Origin of the sequence: Leclercia sp. AS011 (genome assembly GCF_037152535.1) — a bacterium.
Lineage (GTDB): Bacteria > Pseudomonadota > Gammaproteobacteria > Enterobacterales > Enterobacteriaceae > Enterobacter.
On sequence record NZ_JBBCMA010000001.1, the window covers coordinates 1,904,317 to 1,930,526 of the forward strand.

Annotated in this window: 20 protein-coding genes; 3 read left to right on the forward strand and 17 right to left on the reverse strand. The window is 57.3% G+C overall.

Annotated features, from left to right (window positions below; genetic code table 11):
* Positions 1 to 34: 34 nt before the first annotated feature.
* Genes mukB through cmoM form a run of 4 tightly spaced genes read right to left on the reverse strand, consistent with a single transcriptional unit; the run spans position 35 to position 7,272 of the window.
* Positions 35 to 4,483 (reverse strand): chromosome partition protein MukB, encoded by a 4,449-nt coding sequence (mukB, locus tag WFO70_RS09100; RefSeq protein WP_337015739.1) that lies wholly within the window; start codon positions 4,481 to 4,483, stop codon positions 35 to 37.
* Complete coding sequence (mukE, locus tag WFO70_RS09105; protein ID WP_337015740.1) at positions 4,483 to 5,187, reverse strand: chromosome partition protein MukE; 705 nt, start codon at positions 5,185 to 5,187, stop codon at positions 4,483 to 4,485. The genes mukB and mukE overlap by 1 nt, the downstream gene beginning before the upstream one ends.
* Positions 5,168 to 6,490: a chromosome partition protein MukF gene (gene mukF, locus WFO70_RS09110; RefSeq protein WP_333850262.1), complete on the reverse strand. Its 1,323-nt coding sequence runs from the start codon at positions 6,488 to 6,490 to the stop codon at positions 5,168 to 5,170. The genes mukE and mukF overlap by 20 nt, the downstream gene beginning before the upstream one ends.
* The gene (cmoM, locus tag WFO70_RS09115) at positions 6,487 to 7,272 is read right to left on the reverse strand and encodes a tRNA uridine 5-oxyacetic acid(34) methyltransferase CmoM (protein ID WP_337015741.1); all 786 of its coding nucleotides are present in this window, start codon (positions 7,270 to 7,272) and stop codon (positions 6,487 to 6,489) included. Before cmoM ends, mukF begins: the two co-directional genes overlap by 4 nt.
* Positions 7,273 to 7,396: 124 nt before the next feature.
* On the opposite strand from cmoM, the gene elyC reads away from it, so the two are divergent.
* Entirely contained in the window at positions 7,397 to 8,176 is a 780-nt protein-coding gene (elyC, locus tag WFO70_RS09120; RefSeq protein WP_337015742.1) for an envelope biogenesis factor ElyC, read from the forward strand.
* On the opposite strand, the gene WFO70_RS09125 is transcribed toward elyC, so the two are convergent.
* The 13 genes from WFO70_RS09125 to WFO70_RS09185 form a co-directional block, all read right to left on the reverse strand.
* A complete protein-coding gene (locus WFO70_RS09125; protein ID WP_337015743.1) occupies positions 8,153 to 9,046 on the reverse strand; it encodes a YcbJ family phosphotransferase in 894 nt (297 codons plus the stop codon). The two genes, elyC and WFO70_RS09125, sit on opposite strands and share 24 nt — an antisense overlap.
* A gap of 131 nt (positions 9,047 to 9,177) precedes the next feature.
* Positions 9,178 to 9,924: a 3-deoxy-manno-octulosonate cytidylyltransferase gene (gene kdsB, locus WFO70_RS09130; protein WP_337015744.1), complete on the reverse strand. Its 747-nt coding sequence runs from the start codon at positions 9,922 to 9,924 to the stop codon at positions 9,178 to 9,180.
* Positions 9,921 to 10,103: a protein YcaR gene (gene ycaR / locus WFO70_RS09135; RefSeq protein ID WP_039029479.1), complete on the reverse strand. Its 183-nt coding sequence runs from the start codon at positions 10,101 to 10,103 to the stop codon at positions 9,921 to 9,923. Before ycaR ends, kdsB begins: the two co-directional genes overlap by 4 nt.
* A gap of 45 nt (positions 10,104 to 10,148) precedes the next feature.
* The gene (locus WFO70_RS09140; RefSeq protein WP_337015746.1) at positions 10,149 to 11,378 is read right to left on the reverse strand and encodes a winged helix-turn-helix domain-containing protein; all 1,230 of its coding nucleotides are present in this window, start codon (positions 11,376 to 11,378) and stop codon (positions 10,149 to 10,151) included.
* 15 nt (positions 11,379 to 11,393) lie between these two features.
* Entirely contained in the window at positions 11,394 to 12,398 is a 1,005-nt protein-coding gene (lpxK, locus tag WFO70_RS09145) for a tetraacyldisaccharide 4'-kinase (RefSeq protein ID WP_337015747.1), read from the reverse strand.
* On the reverse strand, positions 12,395 to 14,143 hold the full coding sequence (gene msbA / locus WFO70_RS09150; protein WP_337015748.1) for a lipid A ABC transporter ATP-binding protein/permease MsbA: 1,749 nt from the start codon (positions 14,141 to 14,143) through the stop codon (positions 12,395 to 12,397). The genes lpxK and msbA overlap by 4 nt, the downstream gene beginning before the upstream one ends.
* Positions 14,144 to 14,179: 36 nt before the next feature.
* Positions 14,180 to 16,444 (reverse strand): ComEC family protein, encoded by a 2,265-nt coding sequence (locus WFO70_RS09155; protein ID WP_337015749.1) that lies wholly within the window; start codon positions 16,442 to 16,444, stop codon positions 14,180 to 14,182.
* 213 nt (positions 16,445 to 16,657) lie between these two features.
* Positions 16,658 to 16,945, reverse strand: a complete 288-nt coding sequence (gene ihfB, locus WFO70_RS09160) for an integration host factor subunit beta (protein ID WP_032617358.1) — start codon at positions 16,943 to 16,945, stop codon at positions 16,658 to 16,660.
* A gap of 120 nt (positions 16,946 to 17,065) precedes the next feature.
* Positions 17,066 to 18,739, reverse strand: a complete 1,674-nt coding sequence (rpsA, locus tag WFO70_RS09165; RefSeq protein WP_010429251.1) for a 30S ribosomal protein S1 — start codon at positions 18,737 to 18,739, stop codon at positions 17,066 to 17,068.
* A 111-nt stretch (positions 18,740 to 18,850) separates the two neighbouring features.
* Entirely contained in the window at positions 18,851 to 19,534 is a 684-nt protein-coding gene (gene cmk, locus WFO70_RS09170) for a (d)CMP kinase (protein WP_032617356.1), read from the reverse strand.
* Positions 19,535 to 19,722: 188 nt separating this feature from the next.
* Positions 19,723 to 21,006, reverse strand: a complete 1,284-nt coding sequence (gene aroA / locus WFO70_RS09175) for a 3-phosphoshikimate 1-carboxyvinyltransferase (RefSeq protein WP_337015750.1) — start codon at positions 21,004 to 21,006, stop codon at positions 19,723 to 19,725.
* A gap of 71 nt (positions 21,007 to 21,077) precedes the next feature.
* Positions 21,078 to 22,166, reverse strand: coding sequence for a 3-phosphoserine/phosphohydroxythreonine transaminase (gene serC / locus WFO70_RS09180; protein ID WP_337015751.1), 1,089 nt, complete (start codon positions 22,164 to 22,166; stop codon positions 21,078 to 21,080).
* A 162-nt stretch (positions 22,167 to 22,328) separates the two neighbouring features.
* Complete coding sequence (locus WFO70_RS09185; RefSeq protein ID WP_337015752.1) at positions 22,329 to 23,021, reverse strand: DUF421 domain-containing protein; 693 nt, start codon at positions 23,019 to 23,021, stop codon at positions 22,329 to 22,331.
* A 139-nt stretch (positions 23,022 to 23,160) separates the two neighbouring features.
* On the opposite strand from WFO70_RS09185, the gene ycaO reads away from it, so the two are divergent.
* Positions 23,161 to 24,921: a 30S ribosomal protein S12 methylthiotransferase accessory factor YcaO gene (gene ycaO / locus WFO70_RS09190; protein ID WP_337015753.1), complete on the forward strand. Its 1,761-nt coding sequence runs from the start codon at positions 23,161 to 23,163 to the stop codon at positions 24,919 to 24,921.
* Positions 24,922 to 25,327: 406 nt separating this feature from the next.
* The gene (gene focA / locus WFO70_RS09195) at positions 25,328 to 26,185 is read left to right on the forward strand and encodes a formate transporter FocA (RefSeq protein ID WP_262663819.1); all 858 of its coding nucleotides are present in this window, start codon (positions 25,328 to 25,330) and stop codon (positions 26,183 to 26,185) included.
* Positions 26,186 to 26,210 lie beyond the last annotated feature (25 nt).

Genomic DNA, 26,210 nt, shown 5'->3' on the forward strand with positions numbered 1-26,210 from the left:
GCCCGGAGGCCGCCATGGTGCACTTTCAGAAACATCAGGACGCGTCAGCGGTCCCCGGAAGAGATTCCGGCGGCTGCGGGGCAAAGCCACGCAGGCCGACAACGTGAACGTGCTCGCTGTTCTGGTAGACCTTACGCACCAGTTTATAGGTGGTGCCTTTCTCCGGACTGATGTTCTCCGGCGCCGCGATAATCAGCTGCATATCCAGACGGTCGCACAGCTCAAACAGGGTGGCAATCGAACGGGCATCCAGACGCGCCGCTTCATCGAGGAACAGCAGGCGGCATGGGGAGATGTCCTTGCCGCGCAGACGCCGGGATTCATCTTCCCAGCTCTGCACCACCATCACCAGAATGGACATCCCGGTACCGATAGCTTCCCCGGTCGACAGGGCACCGGATTCCGCACGCAGCCAGCCGTCGGAGCCACGGTTAACTTCCACCTCCATCTCGAGGTAGTTGCGGTAGTCCAGCAGCTCCTCACCGATGGTTTGTGGCGTACGCTGGCCCATATCGATCTGCGGGTTCAGACGCTGATACAGCTTCGCCAGCGCTTCGGAGAAGGTCAGGCGGTTGCTGTTAAACAGATCCTGATGCTGCTCGTGCTGTTCAGCCAGCACGTCCAGCAGCGTGGCGTGGGCTTCACGCACGTTGACGTTCAGCCGCACGCTGTTGACCTGGCCGAAGGAGACGCTCTGCAGGCCCTGGTTCAGCTGACGAATACGGTTCTGTTCGCGCTGGATCGTCTTGCGGATAATATTGGCCACGCTGCGGGAGCTGATTGCCAGCTTCTGCTCGCGGGAGGTCAGCTCTTCCGTCAGACGGCCCAGCTCGATCTCCATCTGCTCGATGGCTTCGACCGGGTCATCGGTACGAATGATATCCTGACGAATACGCTCGCGCAGATGCTGATAGACCGCCACGAAGAACTGAATTTTGCGCTCAGGACGTTTCGGATCTTCCGACATGCGCAGCACATCGCGCAGGTGTTCGTTATCCGCCACCGCCAGACGCAGTGCACCCAGCGCTTTATCCGACATGGACCGCAGCTCATCACCGGAAAGATAGGCCAGCTCGCGACGGTGCAGACGGCGTTCAACGCCGTTGTCTTTCACCATTCGCATCACGGCGCACCAGCCCGCTTTGGCGGTAACCACCTGCTCGCGCTTCTCGTGGTAGTCGCGTTCCAGCTTGCGCAGGCGACGGGTCAGGTTATCCATCTCTGCTTCGCAGAAGGTCAGCGCTTTTTCCAGCTGGTTGCGACGCGCGCGGTTGTTGCTGAGCTGGGCATGCAGTTCGTCACGACGAATACGCGCCCGCTCCTCTGCCCCGCTGTCGGCGCGCACGCCGATATCCTGCAGCTCTTTGTGCAGGTCGGTCAGCAGCTCTTTCTTGGTATCAAACGAGCTTTTCAGCGACGCCAGCACCTGGCTGTACTGGCTCAACTGGGCGGCATGGCTACGCATCGCCTCACGGGCGCGGGTACGTTCCGCTTCCGCCTGCTCCAGACGGTGGCGCAGCTTCTCGTTCAGATCGCTGTTGCCGTTCAGCATTTCCGCCGAGTCGGAGTAGCTGAAGTGCGCCCGGCGTTGAGCCACTTCGGTCAGGGCAAAGGCCTGCTGACGGGCTTCGCGCTGAACCTGCTGGGACCAGGCGTAATCTTCTTTCAGCTGTTCGAACTGTTCCGGGTCGCTCTGCAGGACGGAGAGCATCGGCTCCAGCCTGGCCAGCTGGTTGCCGTGCTGCTGCACAAAGCGCGCGGCTTCCTGCGCTTCATCGAGGCGCTCCTGGATCTCATCCAGCCGATCGGCAAGGGTATCATCCGCCAGCAGGTTAAGGCGCGGCAGAATGCGGTTCAGGGCAGCGACGCCCTCTTTGGCCTGTTCAAACTGAACGCGGCTCTGCTGGTTGTCGTTTTCGTGAGCGGAAAGCGCCCGTTCAAGCTCGGTACGACGAGTGGTGAACTTGCGGATCTCCGCTTCCGGATCGGCTTCAAAGGCGACGGCCAGATGGCTGCCGATAAAGCGGCTGAACGCCTGGTGCAGGCGCTGGGTTTTCTGCACATCGAACGACAGCGTGGCAAAGCGCTCAGACAGGGACTCGCGCTCGGTATGCAGGCTCTCGATGCGGCTTTCCCGCGCGGCACGGCCAAACAGCGGCAGCGACGGGAAGCGCGAATAACGCCACTGGCGATCGGCGATCTTCACCACCACCGCTTTTTCCAGCTCGTCGACGCCAAAGACGCTGTCATCGAACGACTGCGGATCCCCTTCGATCAGATAGAGATCTTCCGGGCAATCCTCCAGACCTTCGAGCTGGTCGGCGATCAGCGACAGATCCGGCACCACGATAGCGTGGCGGGACGGGCCGTACAGCGCAGAGTAGTACGGCGCATCTTCGAGGCTGACGTCGTCATAAATTTCGGACAGCAGCACGCCGCCAAAACGTTCGGCCAGGGTGTTCAGGCGCGCATCTTCTGCCCCGCCCGGCTGGCTTAACCGCTCAATTTCTTCATCGACGGCACGCTTGCGCGCGCCCACTTCGTCACGCTCAACAATGGCTTCGCGTTCACGCTCCAGCAGCTGCTGGAGGTACTCGGTCACGTCCTGGCTGGATTCGAACTCCTCGCCGCACTGCTCGCTGAGCTGATTGAGGCTGCTCTGGGCTGCCAGCCAGATCGGGGCGCGCTGCATCAGGGTTTGAATTCGCGACTGCAGCTGCTCCAGCTCCTGGCGCAGCGCCATACGCTGTTCACTGGCGCTGGAGACGCTGTCGGACAGCGAGGCGATACGGGCTTCCAGCTCCTGGTGCAGGGCTTCCAGATCGTCAATATCGACCCGTTTCCCCTGACGCTTGCAGAACTCGGCCAGCAGGCGTTCCGCCTCCTGCTGTTCGCGCAGACGTTGTTCCAGCTCGTTCAGGCGCATACGCAGCGGCTGAACCTGTTCCGCCATATGACGCTGATTGACGCCATCGCGCAGCAGCTCGCGGGCCACTTGCCACGCTTCAGCGCGCGCCAGCGGGCCGTTAATGGCCGCCACCAGCTGATAAGCCTGCTCAAACTGGCTATGTGCGGTTTGCGCCACGCTCATTTTCTGCTCGAGATTCAGCAGCTTCTCGGTGGCTTCCTGCTCCTTGGCCTGGAAGGTTTCAAGCCACTGATCCGCGCTCTCCGGAGTCAGATCCGGCAGATGGCAGAGGTCTTTCGCGCGCTGCAGAGCCTGCAGGGCCTGGTTGTACTGAATGGCACGGGTTTGCTGAACGTCAAGCGCCTGCTGGTAATCGGCAAGCTGGCTTTTCAGCTCATCCACTTCCAGCTCGGCGGCTTCGGCGCGTCCTTCGTTCTCTTCCTGCTTGTCGGCAGCTTCGGCCACCACTTCGTTCTGCTCTTCCAGACGAATTTGCAGCTCATCGAGATCCGCTTCGTAGCGCTCAATCTTTTCCTGCTGACGCAGCGCAGTCTGCACCAGGTTCAGGTGATCGCTGGCGGCCTGGTAATCGGCCTCCAGGTCCCCTTCCGCGCCGTTGTGCTCTGACAGCTCACGGGCCATCTCGACGTGCTTGTACTGCTCGGACGCCAGCTGCTGGCGCGAGGTGAACAGCTCGCGGCGATACTCAAGGGCCTGATCCAGATGGATGCGGCGCTCGTTGGCGTGGCGCATGTAGTCGGCCGCCACGTAGTTAGTGGCTTCGCTGATCAGATGCTTGAACAGATCGCGGTCCGACTGGGTCACGCGGATCGCTTCCAGCGTCATGCGGTTTTCACGCAGCGCCGCTTCCATATCCTGGAAGGCCTTACGTACGCCGCTGTTCTCCGGCAACAGGTAGTCGCGCAGGGAACGGGTGATGGCGCTGGAGATCCCGCCATACAGCGAGGCTTCAATCAGGCGATAGTACTTACTACGATCCGAGGCCGAACGCAGACGACGCGCCACGATGCCCAGATCGAACATCAGCGAGTGATAATCGGTAATGGAGTTGAACTGCTTAAACTGCACGCCCTCGATGGCTTCCAGCTTATCTTTCAGCTCCTGGAGCGTCAGCACGCGCGCCTGACGTTCGTTAAGGGTTTCCGTTAACAGGGAGGTTGGCTGAACGGAGGTCGGCAGCCCCTGAATGGCGAACGGCTTAATGTCCACCTTGCGGTCACGCCCGGCGACCTGCTGCAGACGTACGCCGACCACCACGCGCTGGTGACGGGAGTTGATCACGTCCAGCACCGAGTAACAGACACCGGCTTTCAGCTTACCGTGCAGCCCCTTATCGCGGGAGCCGCTGGTCGCACCGGCTTCGGTGGTGTTACGGAAGTGCAGCAGCGTCAGATCCGGTATCAGGGCGGTGACGAACGCCGCCATGGTAGTGGATTTCCCGGCCCCGTTACCGCCCGAGAGCGTGGTCACCAGCTCATCGAGATCAAAGGTGCGGGCAAAGAAACCGTTCCAGTTAATCAGCGTCAGTGAGCGAAATTTACCGCGTTCAATCATTACTCTTCCTCCCCGCTATCCGGCAGATTGTCTTCATGCTCGTCATTGAGCTGCAGATGGTTTTCCACCGGCATCGCTTCGCCATCACGGATCATGCGCAGCTGCGCTTCGCGGGCGTCGTCACCCACGCGCACGTCGGCACCGAAGCGGAACACCGATTCCGTGATGCGGAATTTACTGCTGTCATGGCCCATAAACCACACCATGCCCAGACGGCGCAGGCGGTTCAGGGAGGAGCGCACTTTTTCCTGTAATTTCTGACGGTCAACGTCGGATCCGGTGGAGCGGTTATTCACCAGCTTCAGCAGTTTGCCTTCGTCCGCCAGCGTCAGCAGCTCATCATAGAGCTCCTGCTGGGTGAAGATGCCTTCGTTGGCCAGACGCTCCGGGCTGAGATAGAGGTAGCAGAGTATTTTGCCGACCATCATGTCCAGCTCGGACAGCACCGAGCGCGGGATCAGCGTGGTGGAGCGCGGGCGCAGGTAGAAGAAACCTTCCGGGGCGCGGATCAGCTCCACGTTATAGCGGGCGTAAAACTCTTCCAGGTATTCCTGAAAATCCATCAAAAAGGCGTGATTATCCAGCTCGTCGAGACCAATGTGACGACCGGCACGCAGCTGGCTGTCCAGCGCCGGAAAGATCGGATTTGCCAGCGCCTGGGCCAGCTTAACTGGCATCACGTGTTCAATATTTGTCAATGACATGCGCCTGTACCTTGGCTCCGTAATCGTTAATCGGCTGCCACTTCGGCGGCAGGCCGGTGAAATCTGCTTGCGCGACGCCCAGGCGCACCGCCTGATCGACCACGATGCGGGCAATATCGAAATGGCGCGCACGCGGGTATTGTGCGAGGTAGTCGCGTACCACCAGACCGAGATCCAGCGGGGTGTTTTTGGCTTTGAAGATCGCCAGCTGCGCCTCGATCATCGCCGCAAGCTGCTCCCGAATTTCGTTAAATTCTTCGTATTCCAGATCGGCCGGCAGTTCCCCGGTCACCTCTTCGTCACGCAGGCTCATCTCTTCGTCACGCATATCAAGCAGACGGTCGGCACTGGCGTAGGTCAGCGCCCACGGCGCATCGAAGTAGGTCTGGACCGACTGGCGCAGACGCTGGGCAAAGACGCGGTTTTTATCCATATCGATGGCGGTACGGATAAATTTATGTACGTGGCGGTCATAGCCGATCCACAGGTCGATAGACTGCTGGCCCCAGCTAATAATGCGGTCGAGTTTGCTTTGCAGGTCGAAGACCAGACGATCGACAAAATGCAGGTTGTCATGGGCCAGCGTGGCATCCTGGATGCGCAACAGGTTGGCCTGCAGCTTGTCACCCGCGGCCTCCAGCGTATCCTGCAGTTCACGCAGGGTACCGGAGGTCTCTGACAGCAGCATTTCGCAGCTGGAGATCGCCGCCCGCCAGTCTTTGTTCAGCAGCTGGGCGATGTCGTCCTTCACCAGCTGCTGCTGCTCGTCCATGATGCGCTGGGTCAGATCGATACTGTCGAAAATTTCGGCCACCGAATATTTCAGCGGCGCGTAGACGTTGCGGTGCCAGTGGAACTCGTCGCCGTCTTCGTCAGCGGCATCGGCCGCACGCTTCAGTTCGCCCGCCACAATGGAGAGCTGCATCGAGAGGCGCAGGGTCGAGAATTCGCGCTGGCGAATGTAGTAGTCGGTGATGCCGATGCCCAGGGGCGTCAGGCGATAGATGGCGTTCCCTTCCGCCTGCTCGCTGGTAAAGCGGTTCAGCAGACGTTGACGCACCATATCGTTAATCGCGTTATTGGCACGCACATTAATGGTTTCGCTGGTTTGCTCAAACGCATCACTGACATGGCGGAACGCATCCACCAGTTCGCCCTCGCTCATTTCTCCATCGAGCCGTTCGCCGTTCAGCGTGGCAACCGCCAGCAGAAAAGAGAGTCTGTCTACCGGCAGCGAGAGGGAGAAATCGTTTTTTCGGGCCCAGGCAACCAGTTCGGGGACTGTCTGGGAAAATTCACTCATAAGTTATCCTTGCTCTGCGGCTTGTACGCGGTGACATGTATGTAGCGGCCAAGGCTAATCCAGGGCTCCTGGCGACAGTACCGCGTCTCTAATTCTGTGAGGGCGTCAAAGCACTCATGCTGCTTTTGTTTATCACGCAGATAATCGTGAAACACCCTGATGCCGGTTTTCCCGGCGATCTGCCAGCCCATCGCTTCCAGCCAGCCGTAAACCTGCTGCGGATCGCGCGGAAAGTCCGGCGAAAGCGTGCGCCGTTTCTTTTTGTACATGCCCTGCTGCACATAGCCAAAATTGCCCACCAGCACGTTACGCATCAGCAGGCCGTTGGCGTTGTAGAACATCAGCGACAGCGCGCCGCCGGGGCAGAGTATCGACCACAGCGTCTGCAACAGCGCCTGGGGATCGGCCACCCACTCCAGCACCGCATGAGACAATATCAGATCAACCGGGCTTTCCAAATGTTGAGCGATGTCCTGAGCGGCGCAATGTATAAATTGCATGTTATCGCTCACACCTTTCTCCACCGCGGCGCTTTCGGCACGGGCGATCATCTCTGCCGACAGGTCGCACAGGATGACATGGTGTCCGCGCTCGGCCATTTTTATCGCCGTTTGACCTTCACCGCCACCGGCGTCGAGAACGCGCAATTTTTTCGATCCAAAGCGGGCAAGCAGGATGTCCAGATCCTGCCAGAGGATCGTTTGACGCAGCTGGCCCTTGGTTGTGCCATAAATATTGCGGGCAAACTTTTCCGCGATGTCATCAAAATTGCGATCCCGCATTGGGAGAGCTCCACCCGCTAACAACAAAACCGCTATTTTGTCACAGCCGGGCGGAGAATGAACCTCTCTGGTGTAATATCGCTAACAATCCTCAGCTGTATGGTCAAAAAAGGAGCCAGAAAGGATGCTTTTTACCCTAAAAAAATATATTGGCGGCATGATGCTTCCCCTCCCTCTTCTTCTGCTGTGTATCGCGCTGGGCCTGGGGTTGCTGTGGTTCAGCCGCTTTCAGAAAACCGGTAAAATTATTGCCACGGCCGGCTGGCTGGTGCTGCTGCTGTTAAGCCTGCAGCCGGTGGCGGACGGGCTGCTACGTCCGGTGGAAAATAAGTACCCGACCTGGCAGGGAAATCAGAAGGTTTCGTACATTGTGGTGCTCGGCGGAGGCTATACCTGGGATCCGGACTGGGCGCCCAGCTCTAATCTCATCAATAACAGCCTGCCGCGACTCAACGAAGGGATGCGCCTGTGGCTGGCGAATCCCGGTTCGAAGATGATCTTTACCGGGGCGGCGGCGCAAAGTAATCCGGTGAGCACCGCTGAAGCGGGTGCACGCGTGGCGCAGTCACTGGGCGTGCCGCGCGAGGACATTATCACCCTCGACAGCCCGAAAGATACCGAAGAGGAAGCCGCCGCGGTGAAGCAGGCGATCGGCGATGCCCCGTTCCTGCTGGTGACCTCGGCCTCGCATTTGCCGCGGGCGATGATCTTCTTTGAACAGCAGGGATTACATCCGCTGCCCGCCCCGGCCAACCAGCTGGCGATTAGCGCCCCGCTCAACCCCTGGGAACGGATTATTCCGTCCCCGGTCTGGTTGATGCACAGCGATCGTGTGGGGTATGAGACGCTCGGGCGCGTCTGGCAGTGGCTGAAAGGCCCGTCAGGCGAGCCAGGGCAGGAGTGATTTCGACGCCAGATCGAAGTTGGCGCGGTTAAAGCGTCCGGTATTCACCAGCTGCGCCACTTCGTCCCACAGCAGGTACAGCCAGCGCCGCCAGAGGAATGACTCGGAGACCGGCGCGCGCTGCAAATAGTGCCAGAGGAGATCCTCTGCCAGCCCGCTCTCGCTGAGCCGAAACAGCTCATACTCCCGGGGGGCCCACAGCATCACGCCGGGCCCGACCATCGCCAGCAGCTGATCGCTGCGCGGATCCTTAAGCATACTGCGCAGGGTGAAGTTACCGTGGATCAGCACGCTGTTGTCGTTGAAGCCGTCAAACAGGGCGGGCAGGCATTCGCGGGTCCGAAACAGGATCCGTTTGTCCTGCATGGTCAGGCCAGTGTTGCGGTACTGATTCAGCGTCCCCCACAACACCTCGACCCGCTGGCGATACCAGAGCGGCCACAGGTTCTCCTGGGTGCTGTCCACCGCCCCGACCAGCCCGCCGCTGTCCATCCGGTGCCAGGCCAGCAGCGCTTCGACAATCTGATCCTTAAGCTGTTCCCAGCGTTCCGGCGTGCGGGCCGGGGCTTCAACCGGGACGCCGCGCAGGCGCTCAAGCAGCAGCACGTCAGGCCCAGGATGCTCTTCATGAGTCATCACGCCATACACGGTCGGCATTCTGACCGTACCGCTGCGGGCCAGCATGGAGATTTTCCATGCCAGCTGTCGCGCGACATCCGGTGAAGAGAAGCTTCGCGCCAGTAACGGCATGGGGTTTCCCTGGCTGTCATATAACGACCACAACGTGGTATCCGCTTTTTCATGCACGCATTCCACACGGCTCAGTTTTTCACCCAGCAGATGGCTGAGTTCGGCACGTAGCTGTTCCATTTGATATTACCCCCATTAAGACTACTGCTTTTATAATGAGCGTCTGGCGGGCGGATGTCACTCTTGTGAGGCGATTCTGATGAAGAAATTCGGAAGATAAAACATCCCCCCGAATGGGGGGATGGCGGGAATTAACGCATCTCGGCGCGAACGCGGGCGAGATCTTCTGGCGTATCAACGCCTGTACCAGGCACTTCCTGCGCGACGGCAACATGGATCTTCTCGCCGTACCACAGCACGCGCAGCTGCTCGAGCATCTCGATGTTTTCCAGCGGGCTCGGCTGCCAGGTCACGTAACGGCGAATAAAGCCGGCGCGATAGCCATAAATCCCCAGATGACGCAGGATACTGTCACCAATTTCTTCGCGGGATTGAGCAAAGCGGTCGCGATCCCAGGGAATGGTCGCGCGGGAGAAATAGAGCGCGTAGCCTTCGCCGTCCAGCACCACTTTCACGGCGTTCGGGTTGAACGCCTCTTCGGCGCTGTGCACCGGCACCGCCAGCGTCGCCATCCCCACCTGACGCTGGGCGAGGTTTTCGGCAACCTGGCGAATAATAACCGCCGGGATCATCGGCTCATCGCCCTGCACGTTGACAATCACCGTGTCGTCGCTGAAACCGCATTTCTCCACCACTTCCGCCAGACGCTCGGTGCCGGACTGGTGATCGGCGCGGGTCATGCACACTTCGCCGCCCGCCGCTTCAACCGCACGCGCTACCTCTTCATGATCGGTGGCGACAATAATGCGCTCAGCGCCGGACTCGCGCGCGCGCTCCAGCACGTGGACGATCATCGGCTTACCGTTGATGTCGACCAGCGGTTTACCCGGCAGACGCGTGGAGGCAAAGCGTGCCGGAATGATGACAACAAAACTCATGGTTTGCTCTCTTCGGCCGCCAGCGAACGGGCTTCGGTTTCCAGCAGGACGGGAATGCCGTCGCGCAGGGGGAAGGCAAGGCTGTCCAGTTTGCAGATTAACTCCTGCTTATCCTGGCTGTAGTAGAGTTTGCCGTTGCACACCGGGCAGGCAATAATTTCCAGTAAACGGTGATCCATAGTTCCTCCGTATCAATGATCGGTAAAGCTTACCATATTCCTTTTTCAGACCGCGTCTATTTCCCAGCCACTTCGACAGGCGGCAAAAAGTCCGTCAGGAAGATGACCCAGCGCGATCCGTGTCGCCCCCTGCCAGCCCGCAAAATCGCTGATTGCGGCAGTGAGCCCCTTTTCCAGCGCGGCGCTAACCCGGACACCCTCTTCCAGAAAGAGGGCGATAATCTGCAGCTCACCGGTTTTGCGGTGCATTTTGGCATCCATCCGCCCCACCAGCTGCCCTTTGTGCAGCAGCGGCAGGACGAAATAGCCGTACTGACGTTTTGGCGCCGGGGTATAGCACTCCAGCCGGTAGCTGAAGTTAAACAGCTGCTCTGCGCGTTTGCGATCCCAGACCACCGGATCAAACGGCGAGAGAACGGCGCTGTGGGTGGCGGTGAGTTTCCCCTCTTCGGCCAGGGGAAGCAGCGGCAGCAGATCGGCATGCAGCCACATCTCTCCCAGGGTCTCCACCTCGACGCGCACCACCTGCTGTTGCGCCTGCCAGCGTTCAAGAAGCGGGGCCAATACCGGCTGGCGCAGGCGATAGTAATCGGCTAACCACTGGCCGCGGAAAATGCCTAAGCTGCGGGCGCTGTTTTCCAGCATCACGGCCTCGGCCGCCGCCTGGGTCAGCATATCCCGTCTGTCATCCCACTCCGGCATCACCCGGTGGGTGAGATCGTACACGCGCTGGAAGTTACGCCTTTCGACCACCATTACTTTCCCGGCGGTAAACAGCCCCTCAAGATGACGTTTGTGCGGCTTCCACTCCCACCATCCGCTGGCCCCTTTGCGGGGATGTTCGAAATCGGCGGAACGTACCGGCCCCTTCTCGTGAATATGGGCGATCAGCTGTTCGATTTCCTCCGCGTGTTCCTGCATCCAGGCCTGGCGATATTTCCAGCCCATTTTATCGGGGGAGAGCATCCGGTGACGCACCAGGGCGAAATCGCTGCGCGGCAGGAAGCAGGCCTCATGCGCCCAGTACTCCATCAGCTCGCCCTGACGCAGGGCGTTATCCAGCCATTCGGGCTGATAGCGGCCAAGACGGCTGAACAGCACCAGATACGGGCTGCGGGCCACGATATTGATGGTGTCGATCTGCAGCAGCGACATGCGCTGGATGGTGGTAAGAATATCGGCGGGCTGCGCGCGGCGACGGGGCTTTTTTAAAAGCCCCTGGGCGGCGAGATGAAGATGACGTGCGGCTGAAAGCGTGAGTTGCGGTAAAGCCATGCCATTTCCTGTCAGTTAGTGCGCGGACGAAGCCTCGTTAACCTGGCCTGCGAGGGCGAGAAGTTCCTGTATCAATCGTTCAGGCTGTTCGCCCTGCAGTTCAGCATCAACCGGTAAATACCACCAGTTATCCCGGGCAAAGGCGCGGCATTTCACCGCATCTTTTTCGGTCATGATCAGCGTCTGGCCGGGTGCAGTAAAACCCGCAACCTGCTCCAGGCTCAATGCCTGATGGTCGGCCAGCGGCACCGTATTGAGGAGCCGGGCACCGCAGGCTTCGAGAGTGGCAAAAAAGCGTGGGGGATGGCCGATCCCGGCCATCGCCACCAGATGATTAAGTTCAGCCACGTCGCGTCGTTCGCCGGTCAGCAGATTTACGGCAAGCCCAGGACGAAGCTGCATCGGGATCTCCCCCGCCTGCGCCGTACCGCCATTGACGATAACCGCATCCACAGAGCGCAGACGAGACGCGCGCTCGCGCATCGGCCCGGCAGGTAACCACCAGCCGTTACCAAAGCGGCGCACGCCGTCAATGACTACTATCTCTTTATCCCGGGCCAGGGCGTAGTGCTGCAGCCCATCGTCGGTGATCACAATCTGCACGTTCGTCTGGGTCAGCAGGGCCTGTACCGCCTCGCTACGTACCGGTGAGACCGCCACCGGCGCACCGGTGCGCTGAAAGATCAGCACCGGCTCGTCCCCCGCTTGCGCGGTGGTCGTTTGCGAGGTCAACAGCAACGGATAGCGCTCCGCCTTACCGCCGTATCCCCGGGAGACAACCCCCACGCGAATACCGCGTCGGGTCAACTGTTCCACCAGCCAGATCACCACCGGCGTTTTGCCGTTGCCGCCAGCGGTGAGGTTGCCCACCACCACTACCGGCACGGGAGCACGCCAGGCCCGTTTGAGCCCCACTTTATAGCTGAGGCGGATCAGGCCGCTGACCAGGCCATACAGCCAGGAGAGCGGCAACAGTAGCAGCCAGAGCGGAGACTCACCTGACCAGATGCGGGCAATCATGCGCCAAACTGCATCTTATGAAGTTGCGCATACACACCCTGATGTGCCAGCAGATCGGCATGGCTGCCGCGCTCGACGATGTAGCCATCTTCCACCACCACGATTTCGTCGGCTTTTTCGATGGTCGACAGGCGGTGCGCGATCACCAGCGAGGTACGGTTCTTCTGCAACTCATCCAGCGCAGACTGGATGGCACGTTCGGATTCCGTATCCAGCGCCGAGGTGGCTTCATCGAGGATCAGGATAGGGCTGTCACGCAGCAGCGCACGCGCAATGGCGATACGCTGACGCTGACCACCGGAGAGCAGCACGCCGTTTTCTCCGATAATGGTATCCAGGCCGTTATCCATCTTATTGATGAAGTCCATGGCGTAGGCCATCCGCGCCGCGGCTTCAATCTGCTCACGGCTGTACTCTTCGTTACGGGCGTAGGCGATATTATTGGCTACGGTGTCGTTGAAAAGATGCACATTCTGGGAGACCAGCGCGACCTGATTACGCAGCGACCGCAGGGTGTATTCGCGCAAATCGTGACCATCAATCAGGATCTCACCCTCATCAATATCGTAGAAGCGGGTGATCAGGCTGGCGATGGTCGATTTACCCGAGCCAGAACGGCCCACCAGCGCCACGGTTTTGCCTGCCGGGATCTTCAGATTAATGTTGCGCAGAGCAGGCGTATCGCGACCCGGATAGGTAAAGGTCACGTTGCGGAACTCCACATCGCCGGTTGAGCGCTCGATTACGCGTTTACCTTCGTCTTTTTCCTGTTCGGAATCGAGAATGGCAAACAGCGTCTGACAGGCTGCCATCCCGCGCTGGAACTGGGCGTTAACGTTGGTTAACGATTTCAGCGGACGCATCAGGGCAATCATCGACGAGAAGACCACGGTAATGGTACCGGCGGTTAAGGTTTCCATCACGCTCGGGAAGCTCGCGGCATAGAGCACAAACGCCAGCGCCAGGGAGGCAATAAGCTGAATGATCGGATCGGAGATAGAAGAGGCAGAAACCATCTTCATCCCCTGCAGACGCATCTTATTGCTGACCTTATCGAAGCGCTTGGTTTCCACTTCCTGGCCGCCAAAAATCAGCACCTCTTTGTGCCCTTTCAGCATCTGCTCTGCGCTGGTGGTCACCTGCCCCATCGTGTTCTGCATATTTTTACTGATGCTGCGGAAACGTTTGGAGACGACGCGGATCGCGATCGACACAATCGGTGCCAGCACGATCAGGATCAAGGAGAGCTGCCAGCTGTACCAGAACATCAGGACGAACAGGCCAATGATCGAGGCCCCTTCACGCACCACGGTGATCAGCGCGCTGGAGGAGGAGGAGGCAACCTGCTCGGAGTCGTAAGTAATACGCGACAGCAGAGTACCGGTCGACTGCTTGTCGAAGAACGCTACCGGCATGCCCATCATGTGGCTGAACAGGCGACGGCGCATGGTCATGACCACTTTGCCCGATACCCAGGAGAGGCAGTAGCTGGAGATATAGCTGGTGATGCCGCGTAAAATCATCAGGCCGATAACCACCAGTGGCATCCAGAGCAACACTGAGCGATCCGTTTTACCAAAACCGTCGTCCAGTAACGGTTTGAGGAGCGATAACATGAAGGTATCGCTGGCTGCGTTGAGGATTAACGCTACGCCCGCCACGATAAGGCCCGTTCTGAAGGGTGCAATCACCGGCCAGAGTCGGCGGAAGGTCTGCCACGTGGAGAGATCTTTGTCGTTATGCATTCAAAAAACCAGCATTTGTTGAAATAGCCGCATATTCTACCCGTTATCTCCGGGCGCGCCAAACCACTGATGATACCAACGGGGTAAAATTTGATCCCGTAAGCGTTGGATTTGCCAGCCATGTTGCGAAAATGAAACCGTGATTTGTCCAGATCGGGGCGTTGTTAACCAGAGATACCCCTCCTTTCTGTAACGGCGAGCCACCTTGCCCGAAGGCAGTCGCCACGCGTTATAGCGGGATGCAGACACCAGGGCGATACGCCCACCCACGCGCTGCACCAGAGGGAGTGACGAAGAGGTATTACTGCCATGGTGAGGCACCTGGATAAGTGTAGACGCAAGATATTGCCAGTGATGGCTGAGCATCGCTTTTTCTCCCTGCGCCTCAATATCCCCGGTTAACAACAGGCTATGAGTACCGTCCTCAATTTTGACCACGCAGGAACCGTTATTGCCGCGCTGCGGTGTGGTGGCGAGGGGCCAGTGCGCGCTGAAAGTGAGTCCCTGCCACTGCCAGCGTTCACCGCGAAAACAGGGCTTATGTCCGTCCTGGCGCAGCGGGCTGCGTATCCACATAGCGGGCCACGCCTGACGTAACGACGCCAGCCCACCGATATGGTCCAGGTGTTCATGGCTGACAATCACCCCCTCCGGGCGTAAATGGTGCCAGCGCAGCCAGGGGATAATCAGCTGCTGCGCGCTGTCCCCGCCCGGCCATGCAGGCCCGGTGTCATATAAAATCGCCTTCCCCTGGCGCTCGATAACCACTGCCAGCCCCTGTCCGACATCCAGCATATGCACCTGCCACCCTTCCGTTGTGCTGCCCCGCCATAATGGGCTGGCAGCCAGCACCAGCGCCGACGCACAGACCACCGGGTAAGTTCCTGTGCCGCGCATCCGCCAGGCGATAATGGCGCCCCAGGGCAGCAGAGTCAGCCACCGCCAGCGTTTATCGACCGGGATCCAGCCGTCAGGCAGCGTGGTCAGGAAGCTAAACAGCAGGGACAGCGAGCCATCCGCCAGTGTCCAGACAAGGTGTTCCGCGAGGGGCCATATCCCGAGGTGCAGCCACATCCCCAGCAGAATGAGCGGCACCGAGATAAAGGTCACCAGGGGTACCGCCACCAGATTTGCCACCAGCGATGAGAGGCTAAATCCGTGGAAGACCAGCACCTGCACCGGGAGTAACAGCAGCAGCATGCCAAGCTGCAGGTGCAGCAGATTCACCCCCGCCCTGACTGCCCACGGCCCGGACAGGCGGGGTTTAGGCACCCACTGATACCAGAAAATTAGCACCGCCACCGCAAAGGCCGACAGCAGAAGGCTGTGCGATAAGACTGCCAGCGGATCGACCAGCAGAATGGCGGCGATGCAGACTCGCCATATCTGCCAGGGTGACCAGAGACGCCCGCTCAGCTGTAGCGCCAGGTAGGCCCCCAGCGAAACGACGGTGCGCAGCGCGGGAGGCTGCATCCCGGTGAGCCAGGCATAAAAAGCAGCAAAGCAAAATCCTGCCACCAGCGGGGCGCGCCAGCCCACCCAGCGGGCGGGAATGAAAAATTGTATGCCACGTACCAGCAGCCAGATAACGGATGCCGCCAGCGCAATGTGCAATCCCGAGATCGCCATCAGATGCGATGTGCCCGTTTCCCGCATCAGATTTTTGATTTCTGGCGTCACCGCCAGCCGCTCCCCCATGCCCAGCCCCAGCAAAACCGGGCCCCAGGTATAAGACGAGAGCCGGGTCGTCAGGGTTGCCAGATACCTGGCGCGCAGGCTGCAGCGGGCATCCACCACTTCTGCGGCGGTAAAACGCCCGGTCAGCGGCTGATGCTGCGCCAGGGCGTAACGCTGGGCATCGAATCCGCCTTCATTAAGCTGCCCGTGAACGGGCCGGAGTGTTAGCGTCATCTTCCAGCGTTGCCCGGCGCAGCCCGGTTGCGGCAGCGCGTTGCCATACAGCGTCACGCCCACCGCGGGCAGCTTCGCCCTGCCGTTAAGCCGGACAATACGCGCGTGGTAGATCGTGTCGCTTCCGGCCGCCAGGATCTCTACCACAGCCTTCTGCGGCCCGGTGGTCAGATGCTGCATCGGCCAGACGGCGCTCAGCGCGGCAAGCCCGCCCCAGACAAAAAAGAGCAGCCAGAAGGCCAAATAGCGCGCTATCTGATGGCGGATTAAGGCCAGCAGTATTCCGGCAACGATCGTGGCCTGAAGTACCGGCAGCGCTGGCAGCGCGGGCAACCAGAGCAGCGGTAAGATGGCCAGGATCAGACATGTCGCGAGCGTTGACAAACACATTCACACCTCCCTGTATCAGGGCAGTGTGCGGCGGAATGCATGGCGTGTCAGCCAGGAGAAGATATGGTTGCGGCGCAGGCTGGTGGGAAATGGTCGGTTTGCAGCAAGCGGCCGCAAAAGTTGCGGTGTCGATTCAGGATCGGGAAAACAGAAACAAAAAAAGCACCCGCAGGTGCTTTCTTGAGGTCACTCAGTTTCGCCCGCAGGCCAAACTCAGTCGCCGTAAATATTGGCGCGATCGCGCAGTTCTTTACCCGGCTTAAAGTGCGGAACGTATTTACCTTCCAGCTCTACTTTGTCGCCAGTCTTCGGGTTACGCCCGGTGCGTGGAGCACGATAGTGCAGAGAAAAACTACCGAAACCGCGGATTTCAATGCGCTCGCCCTGTGCAAGAGTGGTCGCCATATGCTCCAGCATCTCTTTTACGGCATCTTCCACTGCTTTAGCAGGTATGTGCGATTGCTGGCTGGCAAGTCTTTCGATCAATTCTGACTTGGTCATGATTCCTCCGGTTCCTTCAAACCCATTAGCTAAACAGCTTAAACAAGGGCGGCCGTAGCCGCCCTTTGTTATTGATTACAGGACGAATCCTGCAATCTGTCAAGTTACTCTACGAGTAACTTATTCGCCTTTAGCTGCTTTGAAAGCTTCAGCCATTGCGTTGTTAGAGAAGTTTGCATCTTCCTGTTTGTTAACAGTTGCGATTGCATCTTTCTCATCAGCTTCGTCTTTAGCACGAACAGACAGGCTAATTGCACGGTTTTTGCGGTCAACGCCGGTGAATTTAGCTTCAACGTCGTCGCCTACGCTCAGAACCAGAGTTGCATCTTCAACGCGGTCACGTGAAGCTTCAGAAGCGCGCAGGTAACCTTCAACGCCGTCAGCCAGTTCTACGGTTGCGCCTTTCGCGTCAACTGCAGTCACTTTACCGTTTACGATTGCGCCTTTCTTGTTCAGTGCAACCCAGTTGTTGAACGGATCTTCTGCGAGCTGTTTAACGCCCAGGGAGATACGCTCACGCTCTGCGTCAACCTGCAGAACAACTGCTGCGATTTCGTCGCCTTTTTTGTATTCACGTACTGCTTCTTCGCCTGCAACGTTCCAGGAGATGTCAGACAGGTGAACCAAGCCGTCGATGCCGCCGTCCAGGCCGATGAAGATACCGAAGTCAGTGATAGACTTGATTTTACCTTCAACACGGTCGCCCTTGTTGTGGGTTTCCGCGAACTGCTGCCATGGGTTGTTTTTGCACTGCTTCAGGCCCAGGGAGATACGACGACGTTCTTCGTCGATATCCAGAACCATAACTTCCACTACATCACCAACGTTAACAACTTTGGATGGGTGGATGTTTTTGTTGGTCCAGTCCATTTCGGAAACGTGAACCAGGCCTTCAACGCCTTCTTCGATTTCAACGAAGCAGCCGTAGTCGGTCAGGTTGGTAACGCGACCAGTCAGTTTAGTACCTTCTGGGTAACGTTTAGCGATAGCAACCCATGGATCTTCGCCCAGCTGTTTCAGGCCGAGGGATACACGAGTACGCTCGCGGTCGAACTTCAGCACTTTAACAGTGATTTCGTCGCCCACGTTCACGATTTCGCTTGGGTGCTTAACGCGTTTCCACGCCATGTCGGTGATGTGCAGCAGGCCATCAACGCCGCCCAGGTCAACGAATGCGCCGTAGTCAGTGAGGTTCTTAACGATACCTTTGACTTCCATGCCTTCCTGCAGGTTTTCCAGCAGCTGATCGCGTTCTGCGCTGTTTTCGGATTCGATAACGGCACGACGGGAAACAACAACGTTGTTACGCTTCTGGTCCAGCTTGATTACTTTGAACTCAAGCTCTTTGCCTTCCAGGTGCAGGGTGTCACGAACTGGACGAACGTCTACCAGTGAACCTGGCAGGAACGCACGAATACCATTCAGCTCAACAGTGAAGCCGCCTTTAACTTTGCCGTTGATAACACCGACTACAGTTTCAGCTTCTTCGTAAGCTTTTTCCAGCGTGATCCAAGCTTCGTGACGTTTAGCTTTCTCACGGGACAGCAGGGTTTCACCGAAGCCGTCTTCTACTGCATCCAGAGCAACGTCAACTTCGTCACCAACCTGGATTTCCAGCTCGCCCTGGGCGTTTTTGAACTGCTCTGCCGGAATGGCGGACTCAGATTTCAGACCGGCGTCAACCAGTACTACGTCTTTGTCGATAGCAACAACAACACCACGAACGATGGAACCCGGACGGGTTTCGATTGTTTTTAAGGATTCTTCAAATAGTTGAGCAAAAGATTCAGTCATGTTTAATCTTCAGGTTAATATTAACGTCCACCTGGCTCCATGCCGGATGGGGTTGTTTCACATACCCGCCGTCAATCCATTGCAGCGGGGGTACTGCTAAATCGGTCGCGATTACGCGATTGCCAGTTTTTGGCGCGCATATTGTAGCGCTTTTTCAATCACTTGCTCAATAGTTAAACTGGTAGAATCCAGAACTAAAGCATCATCTGCAGGAACAAGCGGTGCAACGGCGCGATTGCGGTCGCGATCGTCGCGCTCTTTTATCTCAGACAAAAGACGTTCAAAGTTAACACTAAAGCCCTTTTCCTGCAACTGCAGCATGCGGCGCTGCGCACGCTCTTCCGAGGAAGCGTCAAGGAAAATTTTCACCGGCGCATCAGGGAAAACCACGGTTCCCATGTCGCGTCCGTCAGCGATCAAACCTGGCGCATCGCGGAAGGCGCGCTGGCGGCGTAACAGCGCCTCGCGAACGCGCGGAAAGGCCGCGACCTGAGAGGCGGCGTTCGCCACGTCCTGGGTGCGGATCTCACCGCTGACGTCTTCCCCTTCCAGGATCACTTCAAGGTTGCCGTTGGTGGAGACAAAACGCACGTCCAGATGGGCGGCCAGCGGCACCAGTGCCTCTTCAGAAGCCACATCAACATGGTGATGCAGAGCAGCCAGCGCCAGCACACGATAGATTGCGCCCGAATCTAAAAGATGCCATTGCAATGCTTCCGCCATCGCTTTGCACAGGGTACCTTTACCTGCGCCACTCGGCCCGTCAATGGTGATAACCGGGGCAATTGCCGTCATCTTTTTCTCCTTAAATTAGGCATACCGTTGTGTAAACGCCGCGCATTATACGCGTCAACGCCCACAACTGTTACCTTTGCGTGTAAATTACGAAATGTTTGAAGCTGAGTGTAGAAGAAATGGACGATGACAACGTCAGGAAGCGTAAGTAAATAATTTGCCGCACCGGGCGGTGCGGCAGGAGATGATCAGGCGAGCGTACTGATACGCGCCAGCTGGTCGAAATAGTCCGGGAAGGTTTTCGCGGTGCATTTCGGATCCAGAATGGTGACCGGTGTATCTGACAGGGCCACCAGCGAGAAGCACATTGCCATCCGGTGGTCGTTGTAGGTGCCAATTTCCGCCGCCAGCAGCTGTGCCGGTGGCGTGACGCGGATGTAGTCTTCGCCCTCTTCCACTTCAGCACCCACTTTACGCAGCTCGGTGGCCATGGCGAACAGGCGATCGGTCTCTTTCACACGCCAGTTATAGATATTGCGCATCGTGGTTGTGCCTTTGGCGAACAGGGCCGCCGTGGCAATGGTCATCGCCGCATCGGGAATATGGTTCATGTCCATATCGATGGCGTTCAGTTCACCCCGGGTGCAAGAGATGAAGTCTTCACCCCAGGTGACCACCGCGCCCATCTTCTCCAGCACATCGGCAAAACGAATATCGCCCTGCACACTGTTGCGGCCAATACCGGTCACTTTGACGGTGCCGCCTTTAATGGCACCCGCCGCCAGGAAGTAGGAGGCCGAGGAGGCATCGCCTTCCACCAGGTAGTTACCCGGCGTCTGGTACTGCTGCCCGCCGCGCACCACGAAACGCTGGTAATTGTGGTTTTCTACCTCAACGCCAAAGGTCTTCATCAGGTGCAGCGTGATATCGATATAGGGTTTGGACACCAGCTCACCTTTGATGGTGAGAGTGGTGTCCTGCGGTGCCAGCGGTGCGGTCATCAGCAGCGCGGTCAGGAACTGGCTGGAGACGCTGCCGTCCACCGCCACGTCGCCACCGGTAAAGCCACCGCGCAGACGCAGCGGCGGATAGTTTTCCTGTTCCAGATAATCAATCTGCGCGCCGCCCTGGCGCAGCGCATCCACCAGATGGCCAATCGGACGCTCTTTCATGCGCGGCTCGCCGGTCAGCACGATGTCGTTGCTGCCCAGACAAAGAGCCGCCGCCAGCGGGCGCATGGCCGTACCGGCATTGCCGAGGAACAGCTCCAGCGGCTCAGCAGCGTGCAGTGCCCCGGCGTTGCCCGTCACTTCGCAGCGGGTGCGATCGGCGGACAGGGTATAGTGGACTCCCAACGCTTTCAGCGCATTGAGCATATGGCGAACGTCATCGCTGTCCAGCAGGTTAGTGAGAACAGTGGTGCCGTTAGCCAGCGCTGCCAGCAGCAAAGCGCGGTTCGAGACACTTTTTGAACCAGGCAGATTAATGGTGCCATCTACCCGCGCGATAGGTTGTAACGTCAGGGATTCCATGAAACTTAACTCTCAATTCAACATAATAAAAACCCCGCAGCCAGGCCACGGGGGAATGAACACGGGCGTGATTAACCGTGGCGACGTTCGAAGTCAGTCATGAAGTCGGTCAGCGCCTTAACGCCTTCAATCGGCATGGCGTTATAGATAGACGCACGCATCCCGCCCACTACACGGTGGCCTTTCAGCGCGTGCAGACCTGCAGCGAAGGACTCTTCCAGGAACAGCTTATCGAGATTGCTGTCGGCCAGCTGGAACGGCACGTTCATGCGGGAACGGTTGGCTTTGGCAACGTCATTACGGTAGAAGTCGCTGCCGTCAATCACGCTGTACAGCAGTTCAGATTTCTGCTGGTTGATCTTATCCATCTGCGCCACGCCGCCGTTATTTCTCAGCCATTTAAAGACCAGGCCAGAGAGGTACCAGGCAAAGGTCGGCGGGGTGTTGAACATGGAGTCGTTATCGTTCAGCACGGTGTAATCCAGAATCGACGGGCAGGATTTGTGGGCTTTGCCCAGCAGATCGTCACGAACGATCACCAGCGTCAGACCGGCCGGGCCGATGTTTTTCTGCGCGCCAGCGTAGATCACGCCATAGCGACTGACATCCAGTGGGGAAGAGAGAATAGTGGAGGAGAAGTCCGCCGTGACGACCACGTTCTCACCAAAGTTGGGCTCTTCGTGGATGGCGATCCCGTCAATGGTCTCATTCGGGCAGTAGTGCAGATAGGCCGCATCTGCGGAGAGCTGCCATTCGCTCATTGGCTTCACCGCACGTAAACCGTCGACGGTGACTTTGGCATCAATCACGTTCGGGGAGCAATATTTGTGCGCTTCTTTAACTGCGCTGGCAGCCCAGTAACCGGCATCAACATAGTCCGCGGTGGTTTTGTCGCCCAGCAGGTTTAGCGGAATGCCCGCAAACTGACCGCGCCCGCCGCCGTGGCAGAATAATACTTTGTAATTGGAGGGGATATTCAGCAGGAAACGAAAATCTGCTTCTGCCTCTTCTGCCACCTGAATAAACTCTTTACCCCGGTGACTGACTTCCATCACCGACGTGCCAAGACCGTTCCAGTCGCAAAGTTCCTGTTGCGCCTGTTTGAGCACTTCCGCCGGTAACATTGCCGGACCTGAACTAAAATTAAAGACCTGAGCCATTTCCCCTCACCACGCTAAAAGCCATAAGTTATAACTGTGGATATCGGTTTTATCATTCAGTGACACGCGCCGCAATGTCTAAAGCTTATGACCCGGAAAATGTGCCCGCCGTCACACAATACATTCTGCCAGCGGGCTGTCACAAAACCGACAAAATGGCTGTCAGGTGATCCGTTTGGCCCGACTTACCTTCGTCCATTCCGGATTCGTACACCGTGGGCATAATTGATGCGCCCCGGCCTGTAGCGTCTCAACATGACCACAACGTCGACAGGCATAGTCGCCGACTTCCGGTATTGTCATAAAACGTTCCACAAACTCATCCGGCAGTATGCATAACCCGGGCTTAACCTGGTCATCGTCGTAAAAGTAGACGCTTATCTGCCCGTTGGTCTCCATAATGGCAAGCTTAACCTGCCCCAGTTGCTCGACGCTGCTCACCCGCAGTTCCATAAAAAATTCAAACTCGGTCATGTTGGCACGCTGTACTTTTTCCCAGGCCAGTTTGCCCTCTTCAATAATGGCTACCGGTTTTCCCTCAAGCAGATCTTCCAGTTTTTCACTTTTTGACATCAGCCACATTACCAGCCGGTAAAGCAATGCCAGGGTGACAAAAACGATAAAGACGGGAATCATCGGTACATCGTCATAAAACGCCACGTCACCCGCCGCCGACCCCAGCGTCAGAATGATTAATACTTCAAAGAGCGACATCTGACGCACGCCACGACGCCCGGTAAGTTTGAGGAACAGGAAAACCAGTACAAAGGTATAAAGACTTCGCAGCGCGACCTCGCCTAAAAACTCAACGGGTACTTTATCAAAGGCCATTCGTTGAAGATCGAATGCTTTCATTTTTTATATTCCTTTACAGTAGGTTACTGAATATAAGCATAGCCCAGCCTTTTATTTTCGCCGAAACCGCCGGGGAGATAGCGCCTGCCCTGCAAAACCCGTATCATTGCGCGCTTTCCGTACGATATAAGTGATCGCCATGACTCAAACGTTTATCCCCGGCAAAGACGCCGCCCTGGAAGATTCCATCTCTCGCTTCCAGCAAAAACTGACCGACCTGGGCTTTAACATCGAAGAGGCCTCCTGGCTCAACCCGGTTCCCCACGTCTGGTCCGTGCATATTCGCGATAAAGAGTGCGCGCTGTGCTTTACCAATGGTAAAGGCGCAACCAAAAAAGCGGCGCTGGCCTCTGCGCTGGGTGAATATTTTGAGCGTCTGTCCACCAACTACTTCTTTGCCGATTTCTGGCTGGGCGACACCGTGGCGAATGGTCCATTCGTTCATTACCCCAATGAAAAATGGTTCCCGCTGACCGAAGACGACGAGCTGCCGGAAGGGATCCTCGACGATCGCCTGCGCGCGTTCTACGATCTGGACAACCAGCTGACCGCCAGCATGCTGATCGATCTCCAGTCCGGTAACGAAGATCGCGGTATCTGCGCCTTGCCGTTTACCCGTCAGTCTGACAAGCAAACCGTCTATATTCCGATGAACATTATCGGCAACCTGTATGTCTCCAACGGCATGTCCGCCGGTAACACCCGCAACGAAGCGCGGGTTCAGGGCCTGTCCGAGGTGTTTGAGCGTCATATCAAAAACCGCATTATCGCGGAATCCATCAGCCTGCCGGAGATCCCGGCTGACGTGCTGGCCCGCTACCCGGGCGTGGTGGAGTCGATTGCCAAACTGGAAGCGGAAGGTTTCCCAATCTTTGCCTATGATGGCTCGCTGGGCGGTAAGTACCCGGTGATCTGCGTAGTGCTGTTCAACCCGGCGAACGGCACCTGCTTCGCCTCCTTCGGCGCACACCCGGACTTCGGCGTGGCGCTGGAGCGTACCGTTACCGAACTGCTGCAGGGCCGCAGCCTGAAAGATCTCGACGTGTTTACCCCGCCGACCTTCGACGATGAAGAAGTGGCTGAACACGCCAACCTGGAGACGCACTTCATCGACTCCAGCGGCTCTATCTCCTGGGATATGTTCAAGCAGGACGCAGATTATCCGTTTGTTGACTGGAGCTTCGCGGGTACCACCGAAGAAGAGTTCGCCACGCTGATGGCAATCTTCACGGCTGAAGACCAGGAAGTGTATATCGCGGATTACGAGCACCTGGGCGTCTATGCGTGCCGAATTCTGGTTCCGGGCATGTCCGATATTTATCCGGTGGAAGATCTGTGGCTGGCGAACAACAGCATGGGTGCGCACCTGCGCGAAACTTTGCTGGCCCTGCCGGAGAGTGCGTGGGAGAAAGAGGACTATCTGAACCTCATCACCCAACTGGACGACGAAGGCCACGACGACTTTACCCGTGTACGCGAGCTGCTGGGCCTGGCGACAGGCAAAGATAACGGCTGGTACACCCTGCGTATCGGTGAGCTGAAGGCGATGCTGGCACTGGCGGGCGGCGACCTGGAGCAGGCGCTTATCTGGACCGAGTGGACCATCGAATTCAACGCCTCGGTGTTCAGCGCTGAGCGCGCGAACTACTACCGCTGCCTGCAGACGCTGCTGTTGCTGTCCCAGGAAGAGGATCGTGAGCCGCTGCAGTATCTTAACGCCTTTACCCGTATGTACGGTGCCGAAGCGGTAGAGAACGCCAGCGCAGCCCTGAGCGGCGAAGCGCCATTCCACGGCCTGCAGGCGGTGGATAGCGATCTGAAAGCCTTCCCTGCTCACCAGTCGTTACTGAAGGCCTATGAGAAGCTGCAGAAGGCCAAAAGCAGTTACTGGGCAAAATAACGTCACATAACATGACAAACAGTAGGCGTATACAATCACCTACGTTATATTACGGGGCAATTTTATTGCCCCGTTTTTTTTATTCCTGCGGCAATAAATTTAATTGTAATAATTAAGTTAAATATTGGTAGCTATAATAAAGGCGTCCTGTCGGTTATTGTTACTTTTTATATGAAATACTCCATTATAATTAACTGTCTCAGGGAGCCGTCAGAGAAAAAAATCAAATCATTTTGTAACTTTTAAAATTTATTTTTATACGGATAATCAAACACTTATTCCGCATTTGCTGAAAAACCACGCACTTTGCGGGCCTATAAGCCAGGCGAGATATGATCTACATCAATTTCTCTTCTATAATGCTTTGTTAGTATCTCGTCGCCGACTTAATAAAGAGAGAGTTAGTGTGAAAGCTGACAACCCTTTTGATCTTTTACTCCCAGCTGCCATGGCAAAAGTTGCCGAAGAAGCGGGTGTCTATAAAGCAACGAAACAGCCGATGACGACGTTCTTCCTGGCCATCACTGCCGGGGTATTCATCTCCATCGCCTTTGTTTTCTATATCACCGCCACCACGGGTACTGCCGGGATGCCTTTCGGTATCGCGAAGCTGATTGGCGGCATCTGTTTCTCACTGGGTTTGATCCTCTGCGTTATCTGCGGCGCTGACCTCTTTACCTCGACGGTGCTCATCGTCGTTGCGAAAGCCAGCGGTAAGATCACCTGGGGCCAACTGGCAAAAAACTGGCTCAACGTTTACGTTGGAAACCTGATTGGCTGCCTGCTGTTTGTCCTGTTGATGTGGTTGTCGGGTGAATATATGACCGCCAACGGCGCGTGGGGGCTAAACGTCCTGCAAACCGCCGACCACAAAGTACACCACACATTTATTGAAGCCGTTGCGCTGGGCATTCTTGCCAACCTGATGGTCTGCCTGGCCGTCTGGATGAGCTACTCCGGACGCAGCCTGATGGACAAGGCCATGATTATGGTTCTGCCTGTCGCCATGTTCGTTGCCAGCGGCTTTGAACACAGTATTGCAAACATGTTTATGATTCCTTTCGGTATCGTAATCCGTGACTTTGCCAGCCCGGAATTCTGGACCGCAGTAGGTTCCAGTCCGGAGAGTTTCTCTCACCTGACCGTTATGAACTTCATTACTGATAACCTGATCCCAGTCACAATCGGGAACATTATTGGCGGTGGTCTGCTGGTTGGGTTGACATACTGGGTCATTTACCTGCGTGGCGATAACCATCATTAATGGTTTTCTCAGGCAGTAAATAAAA

What these genes read in the sequence shown, in the direction of transcription:
- mukF (WP_333850262.1), bottom strand. Translation starts at nt 6,490, where the DNA reads ATGAGTGAATTTTCCCAGACAGTCCCCGAACTGGTTGCCTGGGCCCGA.
- serC (WP_337015751.1), bottom strand. Translation starts at nt 22,166, where the DNA reads ATGGCTCAGGTCTTTAATTTTAGTTCAGGTCCGGCAATGTTACCGGCG.
- WFO70_RS09185 (WP_337015752.1), bottom strand. Translation starts at nt 23,021, where the DNA reads ATGAAAGCATTCGATCTTCAACGAATGGCCTTTGATAAAGTACCCGTT.
- WFO70_RS09140 (WP_337015746.1), bottom strand. Translation starts at nt 11,378, where the DNA reads ATGGCTTTACCGCAACTCACGCTTTCAGCCGCACGTCATCTTCATCTC.
- rpsA (WP_010429251.1), bottom strand. Translation starts at nt 18,739, where the DNA reads ATGACTGAATCTTTTGCTCAACTATTTGAAGAATCCTTAAAAACAATC.
- cmk (WP_032617356.1), bottom strand. Translation starts at nt 19,534, where the DNA reads ATGACGGCAATTGCCCCGGTTATCACCATTGACGGGCCGAGTGGCGCA.
- ycaO (WP_337015753.1), top strand. Translation starts at nt 23,161, where the DNA reads ATGACTCAAACGTTTATCCCCGGCAAAGACGCCGCCCTGGAAGATTCC.
- mukE (WP_337015740.1), bottom strand. Translation starts at nt 5,187, where the DNA reads ATGTCATTGACAAATATTGAACACGTGATGCCAGTTAAGCTGGCCCAG.
- WFO70_RS09125 (WP_337015743.1), bottom strand. Translation starts at nt 9,046, where the DNA reads ATGGAACAGCTACGTGCCGAACTCAGCCATCTGCTGGGTGAAAAACTG.
- kdsB (WP_337015744.1), bottom strand. Translation starts at nt 9,924, where the DNA reads ATGAGTTTTGTTGTCATCATTCCGGCACGCTTTGCCTCCACGCGTCTG.
- aroA (WP_337015750.1), bottom strand. Translation starts at nt 21,006, where the DNA reads ATGGAATCCCTGACGTTACAACCTATCGCGCGGGTAGATGGCACCATT.
- elyC (WP_337015742.1), top strand. Translation starts at nt 7,397, where the DNA reads ATGCTTTTTACCCTAAAAAAATATATTGGCGGCATGATGCTTCCCCTC.
- ycaR (WP_039029479.1), bottom strand. Translation starts at nt 10,103, where the DNA reads ATGGATCACCGTTTACTGGAAATTATTGCCTGCCCGGTGTGCAACGGC.
- msbA (WP_337015748.1), bottom strand. Translation starts at nt 14,143, where the DNA reads ATGCATAACGACAAAGATCTCTCCACGTGGCAGACCTTCCGCCGACTC.
- lpxK (WP_337015747.1), bottom strand. Translation starts at nt 12,398, where the DNA reads ATGATTGCCCGCATCTGGTCAGGTGAGTCTCCGCTCTGGCTGCTACTG.
- cmoM (WP_337015741.1), bottom strand. Translation starts at nt 7,272, where the DNA reads ATGCGGGATCGCAATTTTGATGACATCGCGGAAAAGTTTGCCCGCAAT.
- mukB (WP_337015739.1), bottom strand. Translation starts at nt 4,483, where the DNA reads ATGATTGAACGCGGTAAATTTCGCTCACTGACGCTGATTAACTGGAAC.
- ihfB (WP_032617358.1), bottom strand. Translation starts at nt 16,945, where the DNA reads ATGACCAAGTCAGAATTGATCGAAAGACTTGCCAGCCAGCAATCGCAC.
- WFO70_RS09155 (WP_337015749.1), bottom strand. Translation starts at nt 16,444, where the DNA reads ATGTGTTTGTCAACGCTCGCGACATGTCTGATCCTGGCCATCTTACCG.